Here is a 25,573-nt window from a genome sequence, read left to right as displayed (position 1 = left end):
GGCGAAGCGGCGGGAAAGGCAAAGGACGAAGACAATGACCATCAATCTGCAGAAGCCGGACATCACCGAGCTCAAGCCGCGCATCACCGTGTTCGGTGTCGGCGGCGGCGGCGGCAATGCCGTCAACAACATGATCACCGCCGGCTTGCGCGGCGTCGAGTTCGTGGTGGCCAACACCGACGCGCAGGCACTGACGATGTCGAAGGCCGAGCGGCTGATCCAGCTCGGCGCGCATGTCACCGAGGGTCTCGGCGCCGGATCGCAGCCTGAAGTCGGGCGCGCGGCGGCGGAGGAATGCATCGACGAGATCATCGATCATCTCTCCAACACGCATATGTGCTTCGTCACTGCCGGCATGGGCGGCGGCACCGGCACCGGGGCGGCTCCCGTCGTTGCCCGCGCTGCCCGCGAAAAGGGTATCCTCACCGTCGGCGTCGTCACCAAGCCGTTCCACTTCGAAGGCCAGCGCCGCATGAAGACGGCCGACATGGGTATCGAGGAACTGCAGAAATCCGTCGATACCCTGATCGTCATTCCCAACCAGAACCTGTTCCGGCTGGCCAATGACAAGACCACCTTCGCCGATGCCTTCGCGATGGCCGACCAGGTGCTCTATTCGGGCGTTGCCTGCATTACCGACCTGATGGTCAAGGAAGGCCTGATCAATCTCGACTTCGCCGACGTCCGCTCGGTCATGCGCGAAATGGGCAAGGCGATGATGGGAACCGGCGAGGCTTCGGGCGAGGGCCGCGCAATGGCCGCGGCGGAAGCCGCCATCGCCAACCCGCTGCTCGACGAGACCTCGATGAAGGGCGCCAAGGGCCTGCTGATCTCGATCACCGGCGGCCGTGACCTGACCCTGTTCGAAGTCGATGAGGCGGCAACCCGCATTCGCGAAGAGGTCGACCAGGACGCCAACATCATTCTGGGCGCCACCTTCGACGAGGAACTCGAAGGCGTCATCCGCGTGTCGGTGGTCGCCACCGGCATCGACAAATCGGCGGCCGAAATCGCTGCCGCGCCGATCGCCATCCGCGCGGCTCCGCCGAAGCCGGTCAGCCGCCCGGCGGCCCAGGTCACGGAAATGCGCCCGGCGCCTGTCCAGCAACCAATCTATGAACCACGTGCTGCCGACCCGGTCGCCGAGGCCATTCAGCTCGCCGAAGCGAATGCGGCAGCGATGGCGCAGGCCCGCCCGGCACCGGTCGCGCATGCGGAAGACTTCCGTCCGCAGAGCAAGATTTTCCAGGCGCCTCCCGCTCAACCGCAGCCAATGATGCAGCCAGCGGTTCAGCAAGCGATGCAGCCCGCTCCGCATCGTGAAATGCCGCAGCCGGTTGCCGCGGCACCCCAGCGCATGCCGCGGGTCGAGGATTTCCCGCCGCAGGTGAAGGCCGAAGTGGAAGCCAAGGCCCGCCCCGCCGACCACGAGAACAGCGGCCCGATGGGCTTGCTCAAGCGCCTGACCAACGGCTTGACCCGCCGCGAAGAGGAGCCTGCAAGACTGCAGCCGGCGCAGCCTCGCGAACCGAAACTGCGCCAGGCGCCGGCGGAAGTGCGCCGCCTAGCCAGCCAGGATCCGCAGCTTTACGCACCGCGCCGCGGCCAGCTGGACGAGCAGGGCCGCCTGACGCCGCAGAGCCGGGCTGTCCAGGAAGACGATCAGTTGGAGATTCCCGCCTTCCTGCGCCGACAGGCCAATTGATCTGTTAACGGTTCGTAACAGTTATTAACAGGCGAGCAGGAAACTGTTCGCCTGTTAACCTTAAAGTGATTGTAAAACAAGGACTTATGGGGCAATCCCGCGCTGGACCGCAGTTACAAAGAGTAAGAAACCGTGATTTGGAGTCTCCCCGCGGGACCATTATCTTCGCCACCGACCAAAGTCGGTTTGCTGGGAGTCTCGGGGAAGTGGCCCTGCCTGCCGATCAATCAAGAGCCGCGCCCTCAGGGCAGAAGCGGACCTAGGCAGCATGGGCTATGGGGATTGTTTTGCACGACTATCAGACGACACTTAAATCGCGTGCGACGCTGACCGGCATCGGCGTTCACAGTGGCAATCCGGTCACCGTCCATTTCCTGCCGGCGGACGCCGATACGGGTGTCGTCTTCCAGCTTTCGAATGCAAGCGGAAGCCACGAATTTCGCGCGCTCGTTTCCGAGGTCGGTGCCACCGACCTCTGCACCATGCTCGGCGATCCGCAGGGCGAGCACATTGCCACGGTCGAGCATCTGATGGCGACGCTTTTCGGGCTTGGGATCGACAATCTCGTCATCGAAATCGACGGCCATGAGGTGCCTATCCTCGACGGTAGCGCAGTGATGTTCATCGAGGCCATTGACCAGGCAGGCGTCGAAACGCTGCCGGTCAAGCGTCGCTACATCAGGGTGGTCAAGCCGGTTCGCATCGAGAACGGCGCCTGCTGGGCGGAGTTCCGACCCTATGACGGCACGCGCTTCGAGATCGAGATCGATTTCGAAAGCCCGGCGATCGGGCGCCAGCTTTTTGCATCCGACATGAACGCCGACATTTTCCGGCGTGACGTCGCGCGGGCCCGCACTTTCGGTTTCATGAAGGACGTCGAGCGGCTGTGGGCGGCCGGCTATGCGCTCGGCTCCTCGTTGGAAAACTCCCTGGTGATCGGCGACGACAACCGCGTGATCAATATGGGAGGCCTGCGCTATCCCAACGAGTTCGCGCGCCACAAGACGATGGATGCGATGGGCGACCTGGCGCTCGCCGGTGCCCGGTTCATCGGCTGCTTCCGCTCCTATCGTGGCGGCCACAGGCTGAACGCAGCTGCGCTGCGCCGTCTCTTGTCCGACCGTTCGGCTTTCGAGATCGTTGAGACGACGCGCCGCGAGCGCGGGCGTACCGCGGAGATGAGCGCCGTCAACGCACCCCTCTATGCGCCCTGGATGATCTGATTCTTAAGGTCTTGCGGCTCCCGTTGCGGTCAAGCTGTGTTGCATGGATGCATCACCGGCCTGCCAAATTACACAGCTTTCCAGGTAGCGCCAAAGCGCCACAAAAATGTGCGATTGGCCGGGGATAGCGTTGCCGGGCAAGGCAATTATGGTTTATGGCTGCTGCCGTCGACTGAAATGACGCCGAAAGGGCGGAATCCAAACATGTTTTTCAAGCGAGTTGGTCAATCGAAGGCGCCGCGGCGGGCTGTTTTCCTGGCGCTTTCGGTGGTCGTTCCATCGCTGTTTCTGTCGGCCTGCATGTCGTCCGAGAAGGACGTCGATCTGTCGACCTATGTCGATCAGACCGAGCCGGCCGACGTGCTCTACAATCAGGGTCTCGCCAATCTGAATGCCGGGCGACTGCAGGAGGCAAGCCGCAAGTTCGATGCCGTCGACCGCCAGCATCCATATTCCGAATTCGCCCGCAAATCGATGGTGATGGGTGCCTTTGCCGACTACCGTCAGGGCAATTACGATGAGGCGATCGGTTCGGCCAAGCGCTACCTGACCCTCTACCCGTCGACCGACGATGCAGCCTATGCCCAGTATATTATCGGGCTGAGCTACTACCGCCAGATCAAGGACGTCACCCAGGACCAGAAGGAAGCGCGTCTTACCGCGCAGACGATGCAGGATCTGGTAACGCGCTGGCCGACTTCCGAATATGTTGATGATGCCAAGGAGAAGATCCGCTTCGCCAACGATCAGCTCGCCGGCAAGGAGATGCAGATCGGCCGCTACTATCTCGAGCGCCGCGAATACATCGCGGCCGTCAAACGGTTCCGCAACGTCGTGGAGAACTATTCCAACACACGTCATGTCGAGGAGGCGCTGGCGCGTCTGACCGAGAGCTACTATGCGATGGGGCTGACGTCGGAAGCGCAGACCGCTGCGGCCGTGCTCGGCACCAACTATCCCGACAGCCAGTGGTACAAGGACTCCTACAAGCTCCTGCAGAGTGGTGGGCTCGAGCCGCGCGAGAATGCCGGATCGTGGATCTCCAAGGCCGGGAAGCTGATCACCGGCGCCTGAGCGGCGCGTCACCATGCTCTCCAGACTGTCGATCCGCGATATCGTTCTGATCGAGAAGCTGGACATCGACTTCTCGTCCGGCCTTTCGGTCCTTACAGGCGAAACCGGCGCCGGAAAATCCATCCTGCTCGACGCCTTGTCGCTGGCGCTTGGCGCCCGCGGCGACGCTTCGCTGGTGCGGCATGGCGCGGCACAAGGCCAGATCATCGCCGTGTTCGACGTGCCGCGCAACCACGCGGCTCGCATGTTGCTTGCCGAGAATGCCATCGAGGACGACGGCGAAATCATCCTGCGCCGCGTCCAGACGGCTGACGGCCGCACGCGCGTGTTCGTCAACGACCAGCCGTCCAGCGTGACGCTGATGCGCGACATCGGCCGTGCGCTGGTCGAGATCCACGGCCAGCATGACGAGCGCGCTTTGGTCGATCCCGGCGCCCATCGCGAGTTGCTCGACAGTTTCGGCGGCCATCTCGGCGCTGCTCGGGCAACCGGCGAGGCGTGGCGGCATTGGCGTACCTGCGAGCAGGAATTTTCACGGCACCGGGCCAAAGTCGAGGCAGCTGCCCGTGAGGCCGATTATCTGCGTGCAGCGGTCGCCGAATTGACCAGGCTCGATCCGCAACCTGGCGAAGAGACCGAGCTGGCCGAATTGCGCGCCTTGATGATGCGTGCCGAAAAGATCGCCTCGGAAATCCACGATGCGCAGGATGTGCTCTCGGGTCCGTCCTCGCCCTTGCCGCAACTGGCCAGCCTGCTCAGGCGGCTGCAGCGCAAGGTCACCGAAGCGCCCGGGCTGCTCGAGGATGTCGTCAAGTCGCTCGACGAGGCGATGCTGTCGCTCGACGCGGCGCAGTCGGGCGTCGAAGCAGCACTTCGCGCCACCGAATATGATCCGCAGCGGCTGGAGAAGGCTGAGGAGCGGCTGTTTTCGCTGCGTGCCGCCTCGCGCAAGCACAGCGTCGCCGTCGATGACCTGGCGCAATTGCGTGACACCATGGCTGCCGACCTTGCCGATCTCGACGCCGGCGAGGAGCGCCTGCAGGCGCTGGAGAAACAGGCTGCGGCGGCGCGCCAGGCCTATGACACTACGGCGGCCCAGCTGTCGTCGCTTCGCCATGCGGCGGCTGTCGGGCTGAGCAAGGCGGTGATGGCCGAACTGCCGGCGCTGAAGCTCGAACGCGCCGAGTTCATCGTCGAGATCGCAAGCGATGCCGAGAGCCGCATGGAAGAAGGCATCGACCAGGTCGAGTTCTGGGTGCGGACCAATCCCGGCACCAGGCCAGGACCAATGATGAAGGTCGCTTCCGGCGGCGAGCTTTCGCGCTTCCTGCTGGCGTTGAAGGTCGCGCTGGCTGATCGCGGGTCGGCGCCGACCTTGGTCTTTGATGAAATCGACACCGGCGTCGGCGGCGCGGTTGCCGACGCCATCGGCCAGCGGCTGGCGCGGCTGGCAAAACGCGTGCAGGTGCTTTCGGTCACGCATGCACCGCAAGTGGCGGCGCGCGCGGCGACGCATTTCCTGATCTCCAAATCGGGCGGCGCCGACCGGGTCTCGACCGGCATCGCCGAGATGGACCGGGCAGCGCGGCAGGAAGAGATCGCACGCATGCTCGCCGGTGCCACCATCACCGACGAGGCGCGCGCGGCGGCCGAGCGGCTGCTGCGGGAGAACACCGCGGCAGCGTAGAGCTGTTCATCGTTTCACCGAAACGCCGAACCGCTCTACCTCTTTGTTTCTGCGCAGTTCCGGACGGAAAACCGTTTCACACTTTTCCTGGAATTGCTCCAGGCGAGTTCGTTTCCGGCGCTCGTGACCTGAGTCAGGGTATGGCGCCATCCTGCTGTTCAGGAATGATTTTCTGTGTCTGGTCTCTCCCTCATGAGAAAATCCTGTTCTATTGTGTCGCGCCACCGTGGAGGGAGCAGTGCATGGACGAAAAACCAGTCGATTCGCTCAGCGAAAGCGAGGCGGCAAGCGAGTTGAAGCGGTTGGCGCAGGAGATCGCCGAGCACGACCGGCGCTACCATGGCGAGGACGCGCCGATAATCACGGATGCGGAATATGACGCGCTGACCCGGCGCAACCTCGCCATCGAGCAGCAGTTCCCGCATCTTGTGCGCGAGGATTCGCCCTCACGCAGGGTCGGCGCGCCGCCGGCGGAAGGTTTTGCAAAGGTGCGCCACGCGGTGCCGATGCTTAGCCTCGCCAAGGCCTACACCGACCAGGACGTCGCGGACTTCATAGAACGGGGCCGGCGATTCTTTGATCGCGACAAGGAGCTGAACATCGCCTTCACGGCTGAGCCGAAGATCGACGGGCTATCGGCTTCCCTGCGGTATGAAGGCGGTGTGTTCGTGCAGGGGGCAACGCGCGGCGACGGCGTCGTCGGCGAGGACATCACCGCCAATCTCAAGACCATCGCCGATATTCCCAAGACCTTGAAGGGATCGGACTGGCCCGAGGTCATCGAAATACGCGGTGAGGTCTATATGACCTACGCGGAATTCGAGGCGCTGAAGCAGCGTTCGGCGGCGATAGGCGGCCAGGATTACGTCAATCCGCGTAACACGGCGGCCGGATCGCTGCGCCAGAAGGACCCGTCCGTTACCGCCAGCCGCAACCTCAAATTCTTTGCCTACGCCTGGGGCTATACTTCAAAGGATCCAGCTCCGACCCAATACGATTCCGTGCAAAAATTCGCGGAGTGGGGGTTCAAGGTCAGTCCGCTGATGGTCCGGGCAAAGTCGGTCGACGAACTGATCGCGCATTATCACCTTATCGAGGCCCAGCGCTCATCGCTCGGCTACGACATCGACGGCGTCGTCTACAAGGTCGACCAATTGGAGTTGCAGCGCAGATGGGGCTTCGTCACCCGCGAACCACGCTGGGCGATCGCTCATAAATTTCCGGCCGAACAGGCGATGACGACCGTGCTCAGGATCGACATTCAGGTCGGCCGTACCGGTACGCTGGCGCCCGTTGCCCGGCTTGCGCCCGTCACGGTCGGCGGCGTCGTGGTCGAAAATGTCACGCTTCACAACGAAGACTACATCAAGGGTCTGGACAGCAACGGCGAGCCGATCCGCGACGGCAACGACATCCGTATCGGCGACACGGTGGTCATCCAGCGGGCGGGGGACGTCATTCCGCAGATCGTCAGCGTCGTCGTCGACAAGCGTCCGCCAGATGCCGTGCCCTACGAATTCCCGCACAAATGTCCGATCTGCGGCTCACCCGCAACGCGCGAGATCAACGAGAAGACCGGCAAGGAGGATTCCCGCCGACGGTGCACCGGCGAGCTGATCTGCCCCGCGCAGGCCGTGGAAGGATTACGCCACTTTGTGTCGCGCGGCGCCATGGATATCGAAGGCCTGGGCGCTGAAAACATAGACCTGTTCTTCAATGCCGGGTTGGTCAAGACTGCCGCCGATATCTTCACCCTCCGGGACCGCCGTCCCGCCGTCACCAAGGCGCTGGCGGAGCGACGGGAGGAGCAGGCCAGGCAGCGTGAGGCCGCATCGGGCAAAACGCGCAAGAATGTACGCAGCGTCGAGGAACGCAACTATGACGGCCTCGACAAGCTCTTCGCTGCCATCGACGCCCGCCGCGAACCCGAACTCGATCGCTTCATCTTTGCGCTGGGCATCCGCCATATCGGCGAAACGACGGCCGCTGTGCTCGCCCGAACCTTCTCGACGATCGAGGAGTTGATCCGCATTGGCAAGGAGACAGCAGCAGCAGCCGATCCACACACCGTTTTTCCTTCAATCAACGGCATCGGCGATACCGTGATAGGCGCGCTTCGCGATTTCTTCGGCAATGAACGCAACGACGCCGTGCTTGAAGCGCTGCTCACACAGATCCACCCGAAGCCGTACATTGTGAACGTCTCAGCCGATAGTGCGGTCGCCGGCAAGACAATCGTGTTTACAGGCACGCTGGAAAAGATGACGCGCCCCGAGGCCAAGGCGATGGCTGAACGTCTCGGCGCGAAGGTCGCCGGCTCTGTTTCCGCGAAGACCGATCTCCTGGTGGCAGGCCCGGGCGCCGGTTCCAAGCTGAAGGACGCGACCAAATTCGGCATCGAGGTGATCGACGAGGACACCTGGCTGCAGCGGATTGGCAAGGGCGCGTGATGGCGGCTGCGTTCAATGGATTTGGGCAAAAGGCCATTCCCTTCCTCAAGGCGCTGGATTTTCATCAGAGCCGGGAGTGGTTTTTGAAAAACCGCGATCTTTTTGAGCGCGACCTGCGCGATCCCTTCGGCGATCTGGTCGAGACGCTCTCCGAGCGCTTCACGGCATTGGGGCTCGGCCTGCGCGGCGACCGCAAGAAATCGCTGTTCCGGATTAATCGCGACGTGCGTTTTGCCAAGGACAAACGGCCTTACAACCAGCATTTGTCGGCGATCCTTTCGCCCGACGGCACCAAGATGGAACAGGGCGTGTTTTACGTCCATATCGGGCTCGATCGCTGCTTTGCTGCCGTCGCCTGGTGGCAGCCCGGACCGGACCTATTGCTGGCGCTGCGCAACGCGATCGCGAAGCGGCCCGCTGAATTCCGCACCCTCGTCGCGGCGCTGAAGAAGAATGGTCTCGAGCTCGACCCGGACGGCTGCATGAAGCGCACGCCGCGCGGCTTCGAGCATATCGCCGAGCCCGATCTCGCTACCGCGATCCGCAACCGGCATTTTGCCGTCCGGCACGCGATCGAGCCGGCGGATATCTACGGAGCTGGATTGGTCGACGAACTCGTCGACTTCGTCATGCTGGCAAAACCGCTGCTTGACTGGGGCAGGGCGATCGAAGGCAAGGCTTCGCCGCGCTAGGCTCGGAAGCGAGCTTGCCGCGACGCTTCAGCCATCATTTCCGCTGATCGTTTGCCTCAAGCAAATTGGTGTGACAAGCCGGGCCGCTCTCTCTACATACGGCCGTTCCCAAGGAGCGATCGATGTCGGCGGAAGCAATCTCCGAAAACGGAGCGAAAAGCGATTTCTGGGACGGCGTGCGGCTCAGCATGCCCGTCGTGGTGGCGTCGGCGCCGTTTGCGTTGCTGTTCGGAGCGCTCGCAGTCGACAACGGGTTTTCCGTGCTCGAAGCGTTCCTGATGAGCGCAACGGTGTTCGGCGGCGCCAGCCAGATGGTCGGCATCGAGCTGTTCGGCCAGCATGTCGCGCCGTGGCTGATCGTGCTGTCGATCTTCGCCGTGAATTTTCGCCATGTGCTCTATTCGGCTGGCATCGGCCGGCGCATTGCGCATTGGCCGCTGGTGCAGCAGGCGATAGGCTATTTTGTGCTGACCGATCCGCAGTTCGCGGTGGCCGAGCGCAAGGCGGAGGCCGGCGAGACCGTCGGGTTCACCTGGTATATGGGCCTTGGGCTGCCGGTCTATGTGTTCTGGATCATCGAAAGCGCGCTCGGCGCGATGTTCGGCAAGCTTATTCCCGACACCCATGCGTTGGGCATCGATTTCCTGCTGCCGATATATTTTCTCGGCCTGGTCATGAGCTTCCGCAAGCGGCCGCTGTGGCTGCCGGTGGTCGTCGCCAGCGCTGCCGCCTCCATTATTGCATACAAAACGGTCGGCTCGCCCTGGCATGTCTCCATAGGTGCGCTGGCCGGCGTGCTGCTCGCCGTCATCCTGCCGCCCCGCCACAGCGGCGTGGAGGCACGGCCATGAGCACGACCTTGTGGATCATCGTCGCCGGTTCCATCGCGACCTATCTGACCCGCATCGGCGGTCATCTGGTGATCTCGCGTTTCGATCAAATCCACCCGCGCGTCGAAGCCGGGCTCAGCGCCGTGCCGGCGGCGGTGCTGACCACGCTGGTGGCGCCGGCGGCGCTCAGCGCCGGGCCGGCGGAATGGGCAGCCTTGATCGTCGCCGGCCTTGTCTCACTGCGCGGCGGCCTTATGGCGATGTTCCTGGCGGGTGCTGCCGTGCTGATCCTCGCGCGGCAGCTCGTCGGCTGATCGACTTTTGCCTTGGCGGCGAGAGCACACATGCGCTTTACCGCAGCGACTATTGCCGCGCCGACCCGCGACAGGCTCAGCCGGATCGCCTCCGCTCTCTCCTGGTGGGCGCCACGCACGGCGTCGCTATAGAGCGCTTCGCGCTGCTTCGGCGTCAATGCGCTTAGATCGATCGGCTGGATGCCGAAGGGCTCACGCGACATTTCCATCTCCCCTGGTTTGCCGTGTTGATCGGCAGCTACACCGGCGATTTACGGGAAGGGCATAATCAGTTAAAATGAATAATTAAGATCGTTATGTTCTCCAGGAGAGATGTATGGATTTGGCCGATCTGCGCATCTTCCGCACGGTGGTGCGCGAGGGCGGAATCACCAGGGCGGCGGAAAAACTGTTTCGCGTGCAGTCGAACGTGACCACACGCATCCGGCAGCTCGAGGAGGATCTCGGCGTGCAGCTGTTTATCCGGGAGGGCAAGCGCCTGCACGTATCGCCGGCCGGTCACAGATTGGTCGGCTATGCGGATCGGCTGCTGGCGCTTGCGGAGGAGGCGCGAACGGCGATGCTCGATCCACGCCCGCGCGGCACTCTTCGCCTAGGTGCCATGGAGAGCACCGCCGCGGCACGGCTTCCAAGTCTGCTCGCCGAATACCATGCACGGCATCCCGAAGTGGAAATCCAGTTGCGCACCGGCAATCCGCAGGTTCTCGCGACCGCCATGCTTGCCGGCGAACTCGAGGCAGCCTTCGCCGCCGAGCCGATCGCTGACGTTCCGTTCGAAAAGCTGCCCGCATTCCACGAGCAGCTGGTCATTGTCTCGGCGGCATCGCGCGTTTCGGTCGAAGACCACCTGGACATGCCCAAAACCATGATAGCCTTCGAGCACGGCTGTCCGCACCGCAAGCGGCTGGAACAATGGTATGCGCGCAGAGGGTTCATGGCCGAGAAAACCATCGAACTTGGTTCATACCATGCCATCCTTGGTTGCGTGGTGGCTGGCATGGGCATAGCGCTGATGCCGAAAAGCGTGCTTTCGGGTTTTCCGGAAAGCCGCTGGCTAAAGCTGCACGAACTGCCCGCTGACGAAGACAATGCCGTCACGGTGTTGTTCTGGCGCAAGGGAGCCGGTTCTCCCAACGTCACCGCTTTGCAGGGACTGCTTGCGGAGCAAAGCCTGTCAACCGGCGTTGTCGCCGCGGCTATTGCTTGAAGTCGTGCGGCAGCGGCGCGGTTGCCTTTTCCAGCCAGGCCAGCGTTTCGCCGTCGAGCATCGGTCCGATCTCGGCCAGTACGCGCGCATGGTATTCGTCAAGCCAATGCAACTCGTCGCGGGTTAAAAGGTCCGATCGGACCAGCCGCTTGTCGATCGGCGCCAGCGTCAGTGTCTCGAAGCCGTGCATGGCGATGTCGCCGCCCTCGATTGCCTCGGCCGGTGTCACCAGAATCAAGTTCTCGATGCGGATGCCGTAGGAACCTTCCTTGTAATAGCCGGGCTCGTTGGAGACGATCATGCCGGCCAGCAGCTTCTCGGTACCGGTCTTGGCGATACGCTGCGGGCCCTCATGCACGGCAAGATAGGAGCCGACACCGTGCCCGGTGCCATGGGCGAAATCGCAGCCGTGTCTCCATAGCGCCAGGCGCGCCACTGCATCGATTTCGGAGCCGCGCGTGCCCTGGGGGAAGCGCAGCATGGAGATGCCGATCATGCCTTTCAGCACCAGCGTGAAGCGCTCGCGCATCTCCTCGGTTGGCGCGCCAATCGGAACCGTGCGGGTAATGTCGGTGGTGCCGTCCTGGTACTGCCCGCCGGAATCGAGCAGGAACAGCTCGCCATCCCCCAGCTTGCGATTGGTGGCGCGGGAGACGCGGTAGTGCATGATAGCGCCGTTAGGACCAGCGCCGGAGATGGTATCGAACGATACGTCGCGCAGCGGCATCTGCGTTTCTTCGCCGGTCTGACGGCGCGTCTCCTCAAGCCTGGTGACAACGGCGATTTCGTCGAGCGTGCCGGGCTTCTGGCGGTCGAGCCAGCACAGCAGCTTGGCGACCGCGGCGCCGTCGCGGCGATGTGCGGCGCGTGCGCCGGCGATCTCAGCTTTGTTCTTTGTTGCGCGTGGAATGCGGGCCGGATCGGCCCTGGCAATGACGGTGCCGCCATTATCCTCGACCAGCATTCTGAGCTTGTCCGCCGCGAGAACCGGGTCCAGCGCGATTTTTGCGCCGCCCTTGGCCCGGGTGACGATTGCCGATTCGAATTCACCTGGTTCGTGCAATTCGGCGAGCTGCGTCAGGTAGGCCGCGACGGTGCGCGAAAACTTGCGCTGGTCCATGAAAAGCAGATGCGAGCCGTCGGCGGCGAGCACGGCAAAGCCGAGCGCCAGCGGTGTGTGCGGTACGTCGCCGCCACGGATGTCGAACGCCCAGGCAATGGAGGAGGGGTCGGTCAGCACGGCATGGGTGGCGCCGTCCTTCTCGATGGCCGCTGCCAGCCGCACCAGCTTGTCCTTGGCCAGTTCGCCGGCAAAGCCGATCGGGTGGATCTCGACCGGTGCCAGTGGCGGCCCGGGCTGGTCCTGCCAGATCGCGTCGATCGGATTCTCTTCGAGCGGCACCAGTATCGCGCCGGATTTCTCGGCCGAGGCTTTCAGCGCCTTGACGTCGCTGATCGTATGCAGCCACGGATCGAAGCCCAATCGCACGCCCTTGCCGAGATTGTCCTTGATCCAGTTGGCCGGCGGGTTGTCGACAAGGCTCTCGATCGAAAAGATGTCGAGATCGACCTCCTGGCGCACCTGCAGCGTGTAGCGCCCGTCGACAAACATGACGGCGCGCTCGCCAAGCACAATGGCGACACCGGCCGAGCCGCTGAAGCCGGTCAGCCATTTCAGCCGTGCCGAGCGGTCGGCGACATATTCGCCCTGGTGCTCGTCGGCACGGGGCACGATGAAGCCATCCAGCCCGTTCGCCGCCAACCATTGGCGCAGCATTGCTACGCGCGGCTTGCCAACAGCCGGATCGCCGGCGGAATCGAAGGTCTGGAACATGTCGGCTCTCCTCGAATGCTGGCGCGACCGTAGCGCATGACTTCGAAAATCGGAATCGATTTTCGGACCGATCATTCCCGGTTGCTGCGTGTCTCTTTGCGCATGACGCCATGCAGAATCGACGATTTCAAAAAGCGTCAGCGGAGCTTACCTTCTTAATGTGGAGGAAAAGTCCTGTTGCCCTGCAAAGGAGACCGTCATGTCCACGATTTCACCTAGACGCGGATTTTTCAAAAACGCTGTGAAAGCGCTGATCGAAGCTCGCCAGCGCGAAGCGAGCCGGTATGTAAGCGGCGTTCTGCTTGGCTTTGACGACGAAACGCTGAAAGCTCACGGCTACGATCGCGAACAGCTAAAGAAAGCGGCGAACTCGCGCTAAGTCCGAGCGGATTCCGGCTTGCGTTGAAGGCGTCGCGCCTCAGCGCTTGAGGTGAATCGTCACCCAGCCCTCGCGGTGCAAGGTGCGGACGTGCCGGAATTTCTGGCCGACATAGGCCGCGATTACCGCATCGCGCTGGCGCTCGAGGATGCCCGACAAAACAATCGAGCCACCGAGCGCGATATGCTCCGCCATTTGCGGCGCCAGGCGCATCAGCGGCCGCGCCAATATGTTGGCGACGATCAAGTCGAAGGGCGCGCGCGCGGCAAAGATCGGGTGGTGGAATCCGGGCGCCGTCACTGTTTCGACGAGCCCCTTGACGTGGTTCAGCCGCGCATTGGCGGCGGCCACCTTGACGGCGAGCGGGTCGATGTCGGTCGCCAGCACCGGTATATGCGCGAGCCTGGCCGCTGCGATCGCGAGCACCGCGCTGCCGGTGCCAAGGTCGAGCGCGTTGTGCGGATGCTCGCGCCGTACGACCTGCTCCAGCATTTCGAGGCAGCCGGCGGTGGTGCCGTGATGACCGGTGCCGAAAGCAAGGCCGGCCTCGATCTCTATGGCGATTTCGCCGCTGTGGCGCTTCCTGCGGTCATGCGCGCCATGGACGAAGAAGCGCCCGGCCCGCACCGGCTTCAATCCCTCCAGCGAGCGCGCCACCCAGTCGATGTCGGGCAGCGTTTCGCGCGCTATAGGCTTCGACAGCGACAGTCCGGCAAGTACATCCCTGAGCCGCGCCTCGACCGCATCGACGTCGTCGCCGGCATAGAGCGATACTTCGTGGATGTCGCGGTCCTCGTCGACCTCGAGCACCGCAATCGGCAGGCCCTCATCGTCGAACGCCGCACCGAGCGCCGCGAAGATGCGATCAGCCTCGATCTTGCCCGCGGTGAAATACAAACGCGTCTGCGTCATTACCGGATGTGTCAACCTTCCGCCGCCAGCCGTTTGAGCTTGGCGATGGCGGCGTCCGGGCTTTCGCCATAGGCAATAGTGCCGGCGAAATCGCCCTTGGCATTGAGCAGCAGCACCGAAGCGGTGTGGTCCATCGTGTAGTCGCCGTCGTTCGTGTCGACTTTCTTCCAGTAGATGCCGAAGGACTTGGCCATGGCGTGGACCTTATCCGGATCGCCTGATATGCCGAGGATGCGATCGGAGAAATTGCTGACATAGGTGTTCATGATTTCCGGCGTATCGCGCTCCGGGTCGACCGTAACGAAATAGGCACGCAGGTTCTTGCCGTCGTCGCCCATCGTCTTCAGCCAGCCGGCCAACTCGAAAAGCGTGGTCGGGCAGACTTCCGGACAATGCGTGAAGCCGAAGAAGACGACGCTGGGGTGGCCGCGAAACGCGGCTTCGGTGACCGGCGCGCCCTTCTGGTCGACCAGCGTGAACGGTGCTCCGAACGGCTCGCCGCCATAATGTCCGCGGTACCAGTCGAAGGTGAGCCAGCCGATGCCAGCGGCCATCAGGACGAGAATACCGACCAGAATTGAACGCATCATCAGTGAAGTCCGTCGTTATTTCCATCGGGCGCCGGGTTGGCGCCGTGAAGGCCCTGGCTTGGCGAACACTCTTAGCGGTTCGGTCGCGCCGACGCAAAGATGTCGCGTTGCCGCAACCGGCAATCCTGTGGGAGGCGATCTGCTTGCAAAGCGCTGCCGTTCGTCCCACCTGAGGTCGGCAAAATTCGAACCGCAGGAGGCCTCTTTGCGAAAACTGATTGGCGGCGCGTTAGCCGCATGCCTGGTCATTGGCGCCGGCGCGGCCGCCGCCGAGGAAGTCGGCAAGGTCGGCGTCGATTGGCTCGGCAACGATATCATCGTCGAGGCGATCAAGGATCCGAAGGTCGAGGGCGTGACCTGCCACGTCTCGTATTTCGACCGTGGCATGATCGACCGCCTGCAGAAAGGCAACTGGTTCGAGGACCCGTCCGATTCCTCGATCTCCTGCCGCCAGACCGGGCCGATCACCATTGGCGACATCGACATGAGCGAGGCCGGCGAGGAGGTGTTCAAGCAAGGCATCAGCCTGATCTGGAAAAAGCAGGTGGTGAACCGCATCTACGACAAGGCCAACGAGACGCTGATCTACCTGTCGCATTCGCGCCAGGTGCAGGATGGCTCGGCAAAAATGTCGGTCACCACCGTGCCGCTCTACGGCCAGAACGTGGTGTGGACCAGCGGCAAGCCGAAATAGAGACTGAAGGTGCTACGGGGTCCTTGGCGCGTCCAAACGGATGCGCGGCGCTGCACTCGGCTTGCGAGACTATGCGCGCGGGCGTAAAGCGCCCGCATGGACCGTCCTGAACACCTTGTCCTAAAAGATCCCGAGCCGCGCATCCATCCGACGGCGGAGCTGAAGGCGTGCAAGCTTGGACGTTATGCGTCGATCGGCGAGCGCGTCATCCTGCGCGAGGTGATGGTCGGCGACTTTTCCTACTTCGAGCGCCACGCCGAGGCGATCTATACGACGATCGGCAAATTCTGCTCGATCGCCGCCAACAGCCGCATCAATGCGCTGGAGCATCCGGTCGAGCGGCTGACGCAGCACAAAATCAGCTATCGGCCCAACGAGTACTTCCGCTGGCTGGGTGTCGATCAGGCATTCCGCGACCGGCGGCGGGCGAGAGCCGTCAGCATCGGCCACGATGTCTGGATCGGCCATGGCGCCGTGATCATGCCGGGCGTGGCGATCGGCAATGGCGCGATCGTCGGTGCCAACTCGGTGGTGACGCGCGACGTGCCGGCCTATGCAATCGTCGCCGGCGTTCCGGCCACGCCATTGCGGCAGCGCTTCAGCGCGGGAACTGCGGCCCGGATCGAACGTCTTGCCTGGTGGGACTGGCCGGTCGAGAAACTGGCCAGGGCAGTCCCCGACATGCAGGCCTTGCCCATCGAGGCTTTCCTCGACCGCTGGGAAAACGGCGCCCCCTGACTTCGGGGCGTATCTGCAAGCGGTCCGACGGCCTGCGCGATCTGCTCCTCCAACAATGTACCCGCGATCTTCCGCCACGAGGGAACCAGGAGCGGCTGCCAACTGTTTCTGCAGACACAATGAACTCGGCTTCCGTCCGGGTTCGTCGCCCGGCTGTTGAGGGAGTTTGAATGATTGAGAAGCTTTTCACCAGGATCGCCAACAACGTCGCCCATTTTGCCGGCCTGCCGCCGACGTTTGCCGTCTGTTTCCTGATCATCGTCGTCTGGGCGGCAAGCGGGCCGATGTTCGGCTTTTCGGACACCTGGCAGCTCGTCATCAACACCGGCACGACGGTCGTCACCTTCCTGATGGTGTTTCTCATCCAGAACACCCAGAACCGCGATGGCGCCGCGATCCAGGCGAAGCTCGACGAATTGATCCGGGTCAGCACAGCCCAGAACACCTTCATCGGTATCGAACACCTGACTGAGACCGAGGTCGAAGAGATCCGCAAGAAATGCGAACAGGCAGCGAAGCGGCATGATCAGAAGCTTGCCGAGTTGGCAGCCGAGAAAGCCATGGCGAAGAAGCGGAACACGAAGAAGCACGCAGCGGCGTGATATAAAGGTCCGGCGCATACCTGCGAAGATCGGATCCGATTCTTTGCTCTGGTGATCTTCGGTTCGGGATCATGCGCTGCGTGTCATGAATGCCGCGAAAGCATCCTTGTAGTCCGGATGCCAGCGCGACAGAGCAGGACGGTTCTCAATGATGTCGCCGATTGCCCAGGCCATGCGCTTTTCGTCCATGGGCCGGGTCGCCTCGTTATCGGGACACAGGATATAGAAATCGCCACGCAGCAGCGAGGCCAGCATGAAGTCGATGACCTGCTCGCCGGTCCAGGCGCCGGCCGGCTTTTCGGTCGCACCTTCGGTCAGGCCGGTAAAAGTGAACCCGGGAATGAGCAAATGCGCCGCGACATTGGCGCCGGGCTCGTTGCGCAGCGCGTGTGCAAGGCCCTCGGTATAGGTCTTCACGCCAGCCTTGGAGACGTTGTAGGCGAGGTTGCCAGGCGGCGTGGTAATGCCTTGCTTGGAGCCGGTGTTGACGATCAGGCCGGGCTTTCCCGCCGCCAGCATGCGCGGCGCGAAGGCCTCGACGCCATGGACGACGCCCCAGAAATTGATGTCCAGCAGTCGCTTCCAGGCGTCACGGTTCTCCCAGGGCTTGCCGGGGTTGTTGCCGACGCCGGCATTGTTCATCAGCAGCGAGACGTCGCCGAAAGTGCCGGATGTCCGTTCGGCCAGCCGGTCGAGGTCTTCGGCCCTCGAGACATCGGTGGCGACGGCAAGTACGGCGCTCTGCCCGCCGATAGCAGCGACGGCGCGGGCAGCCTCATCAAGGCGTTCGCCGCCGATATCGGCCAGCACGATCTTCATGCCCATCGCCGCCAGCCGTTTGGCGGCGGCAAGGCCGATGCCGCTGGCCGCGCCGGTAATGACGGCGACATTGCCGGAGGCAAGTGCAGGCAGGGCGGTCTGGATCTCGGCGTCGGTGGTCATGATTTTCTCCTGTTCTGGCCGCGGCGAACTTAGCGCGGAAAAAGGCTCGCGCAAGCCGGTCCCGGCATCTTCGGGTTGACCGCATCGGCGGGCGCTGCGCATGCTGATATCGAAAAAGGAGACCTGACGATTGACCGACTGGATCGAGATCCTGAAAGAACAGACCGCCACCGGCGACCAGATGAGCCGCGAGGTACCGCAGATGCTCGCCAATCCCGACATCAGCGAAGCGCAAGTTATGACGCTGTTTTCGGCGCTCGAAAAACAGGCCGAATTCGTCGAAAAGCTGCGTATGGCGCTGGAAAAATTCGGCCATGATTTTTCAGTGATCAAGGCGGCCGAGCGGCTGGAGGAGCGCTACGCCGACCTTGCCGCTTCGGTAGCGGAAAAGCTGAAAGCAATGCGAGGCTAGACGGGGCCTATTTCTCGATCAGCCGCTCGAAGCGTCTGTCCGGCACGAACCAGATCATCGCCACCAGGACATAGATCGAGACACCGATCCAGTGATTGACGAAGGTCAGCGCGATGGCGGAAAGATAGAGGACCAGCGAGATCTTTCCCTTGAGGTCATTGCCCAACGCCCTGGCGAAGAGAGTCTCGTTGCCGTGCAGTCGATGCAGGGCCATGGTGAGGATGTTGAAGCCGATGGCGCAGAGCGCTAGGTCGACGCCATAGACAGCAACCGGCACCGGCGCGAAATGGTTCTCACCCATGAAGGCTGTCGTCGCCGGCATCAGCGATAGCCAGAACAGCAGGTTGAGGTTCGCCCACAGCACGCGGCCGTCGACCCGCTGCACGGTATGGAACATGTTGTGCAAATTGTTCCAGTAGATGCCGACATTGATGAAGGACAGCACATAGCTGAGGAAGATCGGCCAGAGTGGTGCCAGCGCGGAAAAATCCTCGCCATGCGGCACCTTCAATTCCAGCACCATGATGGTGATGATGATGGCGACCACGCCATCGGTGAATGCCTCGACTCGTCCCTTGCCCATGAATCTCCCCTGACAATCCGCTGAAGTTAAAAGAGGATCTCGCTCAGCGCCATCGGCAAAGCTGCCAAACTTGTCAGGAGCAAGCCGGGGAGGGGGAACGGCTGACGCGAAAAAGGCGTTAGGATGTCAGATCCCGAACAGCAAAAGGTCGAAAAAATGACCGCTCACGCTCAAGTCATGACGCGCGATTACGAACTCGGCGGCCGCGCTGCAGCGGCCACCGTGGCCGCTATGATCGCGGCTCTTTTCGCCGGCAGCACGGCGCTGACGCCGCTTTACATCATCTACAAGCAGGTCTTCGGCTTCTCACAGATCACTTTGACGCTGGTCTACGCCGTCTATGTCATCGGCAATCTGGCGGCGCTGCTGATGTTGGGGCGTGTGTCCGATGTCATCGGGCGCCGTCCAATGGCATTGGCCGGGATGGCGGTGGCCGTGGTCAGCGCGGTGGTTTTCCTGTTCGCCGAAAATGTCGCCTGGCTCGACATCGCCCGAATTCTGAGCGGACTGGGAATCGGCGTCGGCGCGGGCACCGGCACCGCCTGGCTCGCCGAATTGCTCCCGACCGACGACAAGTCACAGGCGGCGACGATTGCCACCAGCACCAATTTTCTCGGCCTCGGCCTCGGTGCGCTGGGGGCCGGGTTGCTCGCCGAATACGCGCCTTGGCCGCTCAGGCTGACATTCGTCGTCTACCTGGCGATGCTCGCGACTGTAACCCTGCTCGTCTGGCGCACGCGGGAAACCGTTTCGCGGCCGGGGAAACTGGCTGACGTTTCGATGCGGCCGCGGCTTTCCGTACCCGATGACATCCGCGCAAGTTTCGTTGCGCCGGCGGTGACCGGCTTTGGCGCAATGGCGCTGGTCGGCTTTTATGCAGCACTCGCACCGAGCATTTTGGCGCAGCAACTGCAGGTAACCAACCATGCCGAAGCCGGCGCTCTGTTCTTTGAATTGGCGATCGTGACGGCCGCCACCATTGTAGCGACGGCACGTCTTTCGAGCCGAGCCGCGATGTTCGCGGCGCTTGCGCTGATGATCCCAACCGTCGCGATGATTGTTGCGGCGCAGGTCTTCGCCTCGATGACCATAATGATTGCCGGCACCGCCTTGTGCGGCGTGGCGGCAGCGCTCGGCTATCGCGGCGGCTTGCAAGTGGTGAACGAGATCGCGCCGGCGGACCGGCGCGCCGAAGTCGTCTCGGCCTTCTTCATCTGCTGTTTTTGCGGCAACGCGCTGCCGGTCATCGGCATCGGCGTTCTGTCGACGGTGGCAGGTGCGACCGCGGCAAGCGTGGCCTTTGCCGGCATGATTGTCGTCTTTTCCCTGGTCGCTCTCGGGTTTGGCGCGAAATACGCGCGCTGAGCCGACCTTTCAGCCGTTCGGTGTCTCGGGCGAAAGGTGCGCGCGCTGGCGCGGTACGCCGAGGCCGGTATCCGGCGGTTCGCCGGCAGCCGGCCGGCTCTCGATCATGTGCAGGCTGCGCCAGCAGCCGAAGCGATAATAGGCCGCGGCCAGCACGAGCGAGGTTATAGAGCCAGCCGGAAAGCTCCACCACAGAGCTTCCTCGCCGATCACGCTTCGGAAGAAATAGGCGAAGCTGGTGCGCACCAGCAGCACCGAGATCACCAGGATGATCAGCGGCGGCATCACCGCGCCGGTGGCACGCACGGTGGCGAAGAGCACGATGGTGATGCCGAACAGGATGAAGGACCACGACGCGATCTTGTTGATGTGAGTGGCGATGTCGATTGCTGCACTGTCGCTGCCAAGGAAGAGGCTGAGCACCGCGCGATCGAATACGAACAGCAGCGCGACGAGCATCCCGGTGAGCACAAGGTTGAAGCCGACGCCGGAGGTGGCGATGCGTCCAATCCGGTCCCAGCGCCTGGCGCCGACATTTTGCGCCGCCATGGACGACACCGCGGCGCCGATGGCGAGCGCCGGCATCTGGATATAGGTCCAGAGCTGTGCGGCTATGCCGTAGGCAGCCGCGACCTGCGAGCCGTACGAGTTGACCATGCCCATCACCGTCAGCGCCGCGGCCGAAACGACGATCATCTGCAGGCCCATCGGCACGCCCTTGAAGACGACGATGCGCAGCAGCGCCGGGTCCGGCCGCAGCAGAGCGAGATTAGGGCCGGCCAGCCGCAGCGGGTGCTTGCGCGCATAAAGCACGATCAGGATGGCAACCACGCTTACCGTCTGGCCGATCAGCGTCGAGGTGGCCGAGCCGGCGATGCCGAGTTCGGGGAACGGGCCGATGCCGAGGATGAGCAACGGGTTCAAAACGACGTCGAGCATGACGGCCAGCGCCATGAACAGGAAAGGCGTGCGCGAATCGCCGGCGCCGCGCAGCACCGTCATGACGAAGGACAGCAGGTTCATCATCGGCACGGCGAGGAAGATGATGCGCAGATAGGAGCGCGCCAGCGGCAACGCGTCGGCCGGCGTGCCGAGCGCATCGAGGATCGCATCGACCCAGATCCAGCCGCAGACCGCGAACACCACCGAGACGAGGAAGAAGAAGGTGGCGCTGGTTCCGACGATGCGCCGGGCTTCGGGCAGGTCACGAGCGCCGACGGATTGTGCGACCAGGATGGTCGCCGCCATGCCGATGCCGAAGACGGTGCCGAGGATGAGAAACAGCACGAGGTTGGCATTGGACGTGGCGGTCAGCGCCGCTTCACCGAGGAAACGGCCGACCCACACGGCATTTATCGAGCCGTTGAGCGACTGCAGCACATTGGAGCCGAGCACCGGCAGGGCAAACAGCAACAGGGTGCGCGGGATAGGCCCACTGGTGAGGTCGCCGGTCTGCCGGCGCGGGGGCATGTTGTCGTCCATGGCAGGCAACTCGGCGAAGGCTTGTCTTGAGTCCGCAATGATTGCCGATTTAACGGGAGAGGTCGATGCGGCGCTGTAAATTCCGCCTGGCGTGCCTTGATCTAAGCATTTCTCAACCTTCCGGAATCGTATATTGATCCCGCACGCGTGGGGCCGCATTTTCCTGGATCTCATGGGTAGGCCGGGGGGCTCATGTCCGATATTCCGTTGTTTTTTGAGCGCCTGAACCGGCGCGCCTTTCTTGGTGCATCCGCTCTGGGCGCGGCCTCCGTGGCTCTTTCGTCGTGCACTACGACGGATGTGGCGGCGCCGGTGCCCGCGGCACCAAGCGATCCGGCTTTCGGCGATGCCGCAAGCATGTATGCCGCGCGCATCGACGAGGGCTATCAACTGCCGGCAATCCCGGTAGCCAAGGTCGATCCGAAATTCGTGCGTCAAATCGTGGCCGACCCGACTGGAGAAAAACCCGGCACGATCGTCGTCGATACTTCCGAGCACTTCCTCTATCTGGTGCGCGACGGCGGCAAGGCAATTCGCTATGGCGTCAGCCTCGGCAAGGCCGGTTTCGGATGGACCGGCAGCGCCGTGGTTCAGGCGAGGAAGAAGTGGCCGGTCTGGACGCCGCCGCCGGAAATGATCCAACGCCGGCCGGAACTGGCGAAATACAAGGACGGCATGCCGCCCGGCCCGCAGAGCCCGCTTGGTGCCCGCGCGCTGTATCTCTTCCGTGACGGCAAGGACACGATGTATAGGCTGCACGGCACGCCGGAGTGGGATTCCATTGGGAAGAACGCTTCCTCCGGCTGTGTGCGCTTCATGAATCAGGACATTATCGACCTCTACAGCCGCGTCGACGGCGTCGCGCCGGTCTTCGTGCGCCCGAACCTGTCGGCCGCCGGGAAGATCGCCGCCGTGTCGAACAGGACGGCCGAGCCGATCGATGCCGGCGTGCCAAAGGACGCGGAGATGTTGAGGTAAGTGCCTTCGACTGGATCGTCAGTCGCAGGTTTTTGCAACGCACCAGGACACCGTCCTTGCGCGGGCGAGCCGCAACTGAAGGTACAACCGCTCAATCGCGCCAGCTCAGGCGGACGCGTTCGGCGCGTCCGCCTGTATGGGTGCCGCTACTTCTTGGCGAGGCCTGGGAGCGTGACCTGATAGACCAGGAACATGGTGTCGACATCGGCGCCATCCTCGGCCTTGTAGGCCGCGCCGACCTGGAAGCCGTCCTGCGTGAGGAAATCATTGTCATTGGCGACGAACAGGAAATAGTCGTCGGGCAGCTTTGGATCGAGGACGCTCACCACCGACATCGCCTCCCATTTCTCCGAAAGGTTGTTGCGGTCGTTGGGCGCGCCATTGTGCAGCCCGAAGCGGCCGAGCTCGGTCTTGTCGTTGATGTCGATGAGCGGCGTCAGCTTGGCCGGCGTCACCGATGGATCGAGCTCACCCTTGGGCGCCAGCGGCTTGTCCTTGTCGAATTCTGTGCCGGCGACATCGGTTGCCGCAGACACATCGACGACGCTGATCTCGCGGTGGAGCGAGGTGTCGCCCTTCAGCCCCCGGCCATTGCCGCTGTCGCGCGCCAGCATCAGGAAGGTCTTGTCCGACAGCGCCACGATTTCGCTCTGCGCGGCGATCTTGGTTTTGCCCTTGGCATCGGTGAACACCGGCAGCGGCACGACATATTCATGCGCGAGCTTGAGCTGGCCGGGATCCGAGGCATCGTAGACCAGCGCGCGCGTGTTCTGACGCGTCGAGGCGGAATCGCCGCCATCCTGCCTTGGGGCCGACTGCAGCACGGCAATCAGGAACTTCCCGTCCGGCGTCAGCGCCATGCCTTCGAGGCCCTGGTTGTTCTGACGGCCGGTTTCGGGATCCTTCGGATCCGGGTCTGCCGCGCCAAGTCCCGGATTGTTGGAAGCAAAGTTTGGCGTCCCGTGACGCATCGGGACAAGCGCCGCCGGCGGCTGCGTTGCCGACATCAGACGCCCATCGGCGGAGAAGCGGTAGATGTTCGGACCGTATTCGTCCGAGATGAACAGCGTGCCGTCGGGCAGCCGCGCGATCGCTTCGTTATCGAGCGCGAGCTTGCCGTTGGCTTCGGGCAGGATCGGCATGTCGTCGGTCGCGGCACGCACGCCGTTGAGCGGATCGAGGCCGGTTGCGTCGGTACCCTTGTCGTCGGTCAAAAGCATGGTGTCGGCAAGCGTCGCGGTGAGGCCCGATTGTTCCTGGCCGGTGGCCGGTGCCGCACCCGGCGCGATCGGCGCGAACTCGAGGGCGATCGTGTTGAGGCGCGGACGGTAATCGGTGGTGCCGACGACATTGTAGCCGCGATCCGGCAGCAGCCACAGCGAGCCCTTATAGCCATCGGCGCCACGCGTCCAGCCGGCAGCGTCGATCGACATACCCGAGCCCGAGCCAAACGTCTCGCCGAACTTGTCCTTCTGGCTGGCCGGGATGCGGCCGACACCGACCAGGCCCTTGTTGACGAAGCTGACGCCGCCGACGGTCGCGGCGTTTTCAGCCAAGGCCGGGGTCAAGGCGGTGAACATCGCCAGCGCGACGGCGAGGGACGCGGTTCGGTGCAGGTTTTTCATGGATATCCTCTTTTGAGACAAAGCTGCCGGGATCTGAAAAAGCGCCGCGTGGCATCGAGGATGCCGCGAAAGCCTTCGGAGAAGCGATCTAGGACGCGAACATGATACTTGCGTGACAGTGCCGCGCTTGCTTGTCCCCCATGGTCGCAACTGACCTGGGTATGGCGAATTCGTCGTCGCCGAGCGAGCAATTAACGACTTTACAAATAGTCGTTATAATGTAAAGTTATGACAATGAAAGGTCCCCGATGACTGCCTATCGTTTCGCCACCCGCCTCAATTCCTTTGCCTCGCGGCCACAGTCCGAGTGGCCCGATCTTGTCGGCAAACCGTCCATGCTGCAAATGGCGGCACGTTCGGCGAAGGTTGCGGAGTTGACCGATCTCGACCTCAACTACCCCGACCATGTCGATGAAAAGCCTGCGGAAATAGCGCGCAAACTCGGCGATATCGGGCTTTCCATCAATGGTTTCGCCATGCGCTACTATTCCAATCCGGCTTTCAAGCTCGGCGCCTTCACCAACCCGGATCCTGCCATTCGCCGCGAAGCCATCGACCTGACCAAGGCCGGCATCGACGCCACCCGCGAGGCGGGCGCCAGCCTGATGACCTTGTGGCTCGGGCAGGATGGCTTCGACTATGCCTTCCAGGTGGACTACGCAGCGCTCTGGCAACACGAAATCGATGGCATTCGTGAAGTTGCGGCGCATGATCCGGGCTGCCAAATCAGCCTTGAATACAAACCCAACGAGCCGCGCTCCTACAGCCTGATGCCAGATGCGGCGACTACATTGCTGGCGATCCGCGAGATCGGCCTGCCAAATCTCGGCGTGACGCTCGATTTCGCCCATGTGCTCTATGCCGACGAGCAGCCGGCCTTTGCCGCAGCACTCGTGGCGCGACACAGCAAGCTGCTCGGCGTGCATCTCAACGACGGCTACGCCAAGCGCGACGACGGCCTGATGGTCGGGGCCGTGCATACGCTGCAGACGATCGAGCTGCTCAGGCAGATCCGTCGAGACGGCTATGCCGGCGCCATCTACTTCGACACGTTCCCCGACATGACCGGGCTCGACCCGGTCCACGAATGCGAAGTCAACATCGCGACTGTCAAGCGCATGCTGCGCTTGGTCGATCGGCTGGAAAAGGACAATCGGCTGTCCACTGCCGTCGACCGTCAGGACGCGGTCGCCTCGCAGGCCATCATCCAGGAAGCCATGCTCGGGCCGGACAGCTGAGGCCGGCGGCATAGACC

Annotated in this window: 24 protein-coding genes; 17 read left to right on the top strand and 7 right to left on the bottom strand. The window is 62.9% G+C overall.

Annotated features, from left to right (window positions below):
• Positions 1–34 precede the first annotated feature (34 nt).
• The 9 genes from ftsZ to NKI08_RS10870 all read left to right on the top strand — a co-directional run bounded on the left by ftsZ (position 35) and on the right by NKI08_RS10870 (position 11,182).
• Positions 35–1,705, top strand: coding sequence for a cell division protein FtsZ (ftsZ, locus tag NKI08_RS10910; RefSeq protein ID WP_352769033.1), 1,671 nt, complete (start codon positions 35–37; stop codon positions 1,703–1,705).
• A 275-nt stretch (positions 1,706–1,980) separates the two neighbouring features.
• A complete protein-coding gene (lpxC, locus tag NKI08_RS10905) occupies positions 1,981–2,928 on the top strand; it encodes a UDP-3-O-acyl-N-acetylglucosamine deacetylase (protein ID WP_352471566.1) in 948 nt (315 codons plus the stop codon).
• Positions 2,929–3,132: 204 nt separating this feature from the next.
• Complete coding sequence (locus NKI08_RS10900) at positions 3,133–4,002, top strand: outer membrane protein assembly factor BamD (protein WP_352501057.1); 870 nt, start codon at positions 3,133–3,135, stop codon at positions 4,000–4,002.
• Positions 4,003–4,015: 13 nt separating this feature from the next.
• Positions 4,016–5,689: a DNA repair protein RecN gene (recN, locus tag NKI08_RS10895; protein ID WP_352769030.1), complete on the top strand. Its 1,674-nt coding sequence runs from the start codon at positions 4,016–4,018 to the stop codon at positions 5,687–5,689.
• Positions 5,690–5,931: 242 nt separating this feature from the next.
• On the top strand, positions 5,932–8,139 hold the full coding sequence (gene ligA, locus NKI08_RS10890; RefSeq protein WP_352769027.1) for an NAD-dependent DNA ligase LigA: 2,208 nt from the start codon (positions 5,932–5,934) through the stop codon (positions 8,137–8,139).
• Positions 8,139–8,831 (top strand): DUF2461 domain-containing protein, encoded by a 693-nt coding sequence (locus NKI08_RS10885; protein ID WP_352769024.1) that lies wholly within the window; start codon positions 8,139–8,141, stop codon positions 8,829–8,831. The genes ligA and NKI08_RS10885 overlap by 1 nt, the downstream gene beginning before the upstream one ends.
• A 122-nt stretch (positions 8,832–8,953) precedes the next feature.
• The gene (locus NKI08_RS10880; protein WP_352769021.1) at positions 8,954–9,682 is read left to right on the top strand and encodes an AzlC family ABC transporter permease; all 729 of its coding nucleotides are present in this window, start codon (positions 8,954–8,956) and stop codon (positions 9,680–9,682) included.
• On the top strand, positions 9,679–9,975 hold the full coding sequence (locus tag NKI08_RS10875) for an AzlD family protein (protein ID WP_352767756.1): 297 nt from the start codon (positions 9,679–9,681) through the stop codon (positions 9,973–9,975). The genes NKI08_RS10880 and NKI08_RS10875 overlap by 4 nt, the downstream gene beginning before the upstream one ends.
• Before the next feature lie 316 nt (positions 9,976–10,291).
• The gene (locus NKI08_RS10870; protein ID WP_352769017.1) at positions 10,292–11,182 is read left to right on the top strand and encodes a LysR family transcriptional regulator; all 891 of its coding nucleotides are present in this window, start codon (positions 10,292–10,294) and stop codon (positions 11,180–11,182) included.
• Here the strand turns inward: NKI08_RS10870 and NKI08_RS10865 are convergent.
• A complete protein-coding gene (locus NKI08_RS10865; protein WP_352769014.1) occupies positions 11,172–13,016 on the bottom strand; it encodes an aminopeptidase P family protein in 1,845 nt (614 codons plus the stop codon). The genes NKI08_RS10870 and NKI08_RS10865 overlap by 11 nt on opposite strands.
• 199 nt (positions 13,017–13,215) lie before the next feature.
• Between NKI08_RS10865 and NKI08_RS10860 the strand changes: the two genes are divergently transcribed.
• Complete coding sequence (locus tag NKI08_RS10860; protein WP_352450114.1) at positions 13,216–13,395, top strand: hypothetical protein; 180 nt, start codon at positions 13,216–13,218, stop codon at positions 13,393–13,395.
• A 39-nt stretch (positions 13,396–13,434) separates the two neighbouring features.
• On the opposite strand, the gene NKI08_RS10855 is transcribed toward NKI08_RS10860, so the two are convergent.
• Both NKI08_RS10855 and NKI08_RS10850 read right to left on the bottom strand, forming a co-directional pair.
• Complete coding sequence (locus NKI08_RS10855) at positions 13,435–14,307, bottom strand: 50S ribosomal protein L11 methyltransferase (protein ID WP_352769011.1); 873 nt, start codon at positions 14,305–14,307, stop codon at positions 13,435–13,437.
• An 11-nt stretch (positions 14,308–14,318) separates the two neighbouring features.
• On the bottom strand, positions 14,319–14,897 hold the full coding sequence (locus NKI08_RS10850) for an SCO family protein (RefSeq protein ID WP_352450110.1): 579 nt from the start codon (positions 14,895–14,897) through the stop codon (positions 14,319–14,321).
• 205 nt (positions 14,898–15,102) lie between these two features.
• Between NKI08_RS10850 and NKI08_RS10845 the strand changes: the two genes are divergently transcribed.
• The 3 genes from NKI08_RS10845 to NKI08_RS10835 all read left to right on the top strand — a co-directional run bounded on the left by NKI08_RS10845 (position 15,103) and on the right by NKI08_RS10835 (position 16,931).
• A complete protein-coding gene (locus NKI08_RS10845) occupies positions 15,103–15,591 on the top strand; it encodes a CreA family protein (protein ID WP_254818969.1) in 489 nt (162 codons plus the stop codon).
• 96 nt (positions 15,592–15,687) lie between these two features.
• On the top strand, positions 15,688–16,329 hold the full coding sequence (locus NKI08_RS10840) for a DapH/DapD/GlmU-related protein (protein WP_352471576.1): 642 nt from the start codon (positions 15,688–15,690) through the stop codon (positions 16,327–16,329).
• 170 nt (positions 16,330–16,499) lie between these two features.
• Positions 16,500–16,931 carry a low affinity iron permease family protein gene (locus NKI08_RS10835; RefSeq protein WP_031211766.1) on the top strand — a complete coding sequence of 144 codons (432 nt, stop codon included), beginning with the start codon at positions 16,500–16,502 and terminating at the stop codon, positions 16,929–16,931.
• 69 nt (positions 16,932–17,000) lie between these two features.
• On the opposite strand, the gene NKI08_RS10830 is transcribed toward NKI08_RS10835, so the two are convergent.
• The gene (locus NKI08_RS10830; RefSeq protein ID WP_352471578.1) at positions 17,001–17,873 is read right to left on the bottom strand and encodes an SDR family NAD(P)-dependent oxidoreductase; all 873 of its coding nucleotides are present in this window, start codon (positions 17,871–17,873) and stop codon (positions 17,001–17,003) included.
• Positions 17,874–18,003: 130 nt separating this feature from the next.
• Between NKI08_RS10830 and NKI08_RS10825 the strand changes: the two genes are divergently transcribed.
• Entirely contained in the window at positions 18,004–18,285 is a 282-nt protein-coding gene (locus tag NKI08_RS10825) for a hypothetical protein (RefSeq protein ID WP_023676741.1), read from the top strand.
• Between the two features lie 7 nt (positions 18,286–18,292).
• Here the strand turns inward: NKI08_RS10825 and NKI08_RS10820 are convergent, their stop codons facing one another.
• On the bottom strand, positions 18,293–18,868 hold the full coding sequence (locus NKI08_RS10820; protein ID WP_023676740.1) for a TMEM175 family protein: 576 nt from the start codon (positions 18,866–18,868) through the stop codon (positions 18,293–18,295).
• A 156-nt stretch (positions 18,869–19,024) separates the two neighbouring features.
• Here NKI08_RS10820 and NKI08_RS10815 point away from each other — a divergent pair, with 156 nt between their 5' ends.
• A complete protein-coding gene (locus tag NKI08_RS10815; RefSeq protein ID WP_352501046.1) occupies positions 19,025–20,233 on the top strand; it encodes an MFS transporter in 1,209 nt (402 codons plus the stop codon).
• A 9-nt stretch (positions 20,234–20,242) separates the two neighbouring features.
• Here NKI08_RS10815 and NKI08_RS10810 read toward each other — a convergent pair whose 3' ends face one another.
• Positions 20,243–21,715 carry an MATE family efflux transporter gene (locus NKI08_RS10810; protein ID WP_352769005.1) on the bottom strand — a complete coding sequence of 491 codons (1,473 nt, stop codon included), beginning with the start codon at positions 21,713–21,715 and terminating at the stop codon, positions 20,243–20,245.
• Positions 21,716–21,907: 192 nt separating this feature from the next.
• Between NKI08_RS10810 and NKI08_RS10805 the strand changes: the two genes are divergently transcribed.
• Positions 21,908–22,693: a L,D-transpeptidase gene (locus NKI08_RS10805; protein WP_352471581.1), complete on the top strand. Its 786-nt coding sequence runs from the start codon at positions 21,908–21,910 to the stop codon at positions 22,691–22,693.
• Positions 22,694–22,839: 146 nt separating this feature from the next.
• Here the strand turns inward: NKI08_RS10805 and NKI08_RS10800 are convergent, their stop codons facing one another.
• On the bottom strand, positions 22,840–24,318 hold the full coding sequence (locus tag NKI08_RS10800) for an esterase-like activity of phytase family protein (RefSeq protein WP_352769002.1): 1,479 nt from the start codon (positions 24,316–24,318) through the stop codon (positions 22,840–22,842).
• Positions 24,319–24,566: 248 nt separating this feature from the next.
• Between NKI08_RS10800 and NKI08_RS10795 the strand changes: the two genes are divergently transcribed.
• On the top strand, positions 24,567–25,556 hold the full coding sequence (locus NKI08_RS10795; protein WP_352768999.1) for a TIM barrel protein: 990 nt from the start codon (positions 24,567–24,569) through the stop codon (positions 25,554–25,556).
• Positions 25,557–25,573: the final 17 nt, after the last annotated feature.

This window comes from Mesorhizobium sp. M0768, assembly GCF_040320195.1.
Classification (GTDB): Bacteria; Pseudomonadota; Alphaproteobacteria; order Rhizobiales; family Rhizobiaceae; genus Mesorhizobium.
Note: the sequence above shows the minus strand (reverse complement) of the source record. Positions and strands in the feature narration are given on the sequence as shown.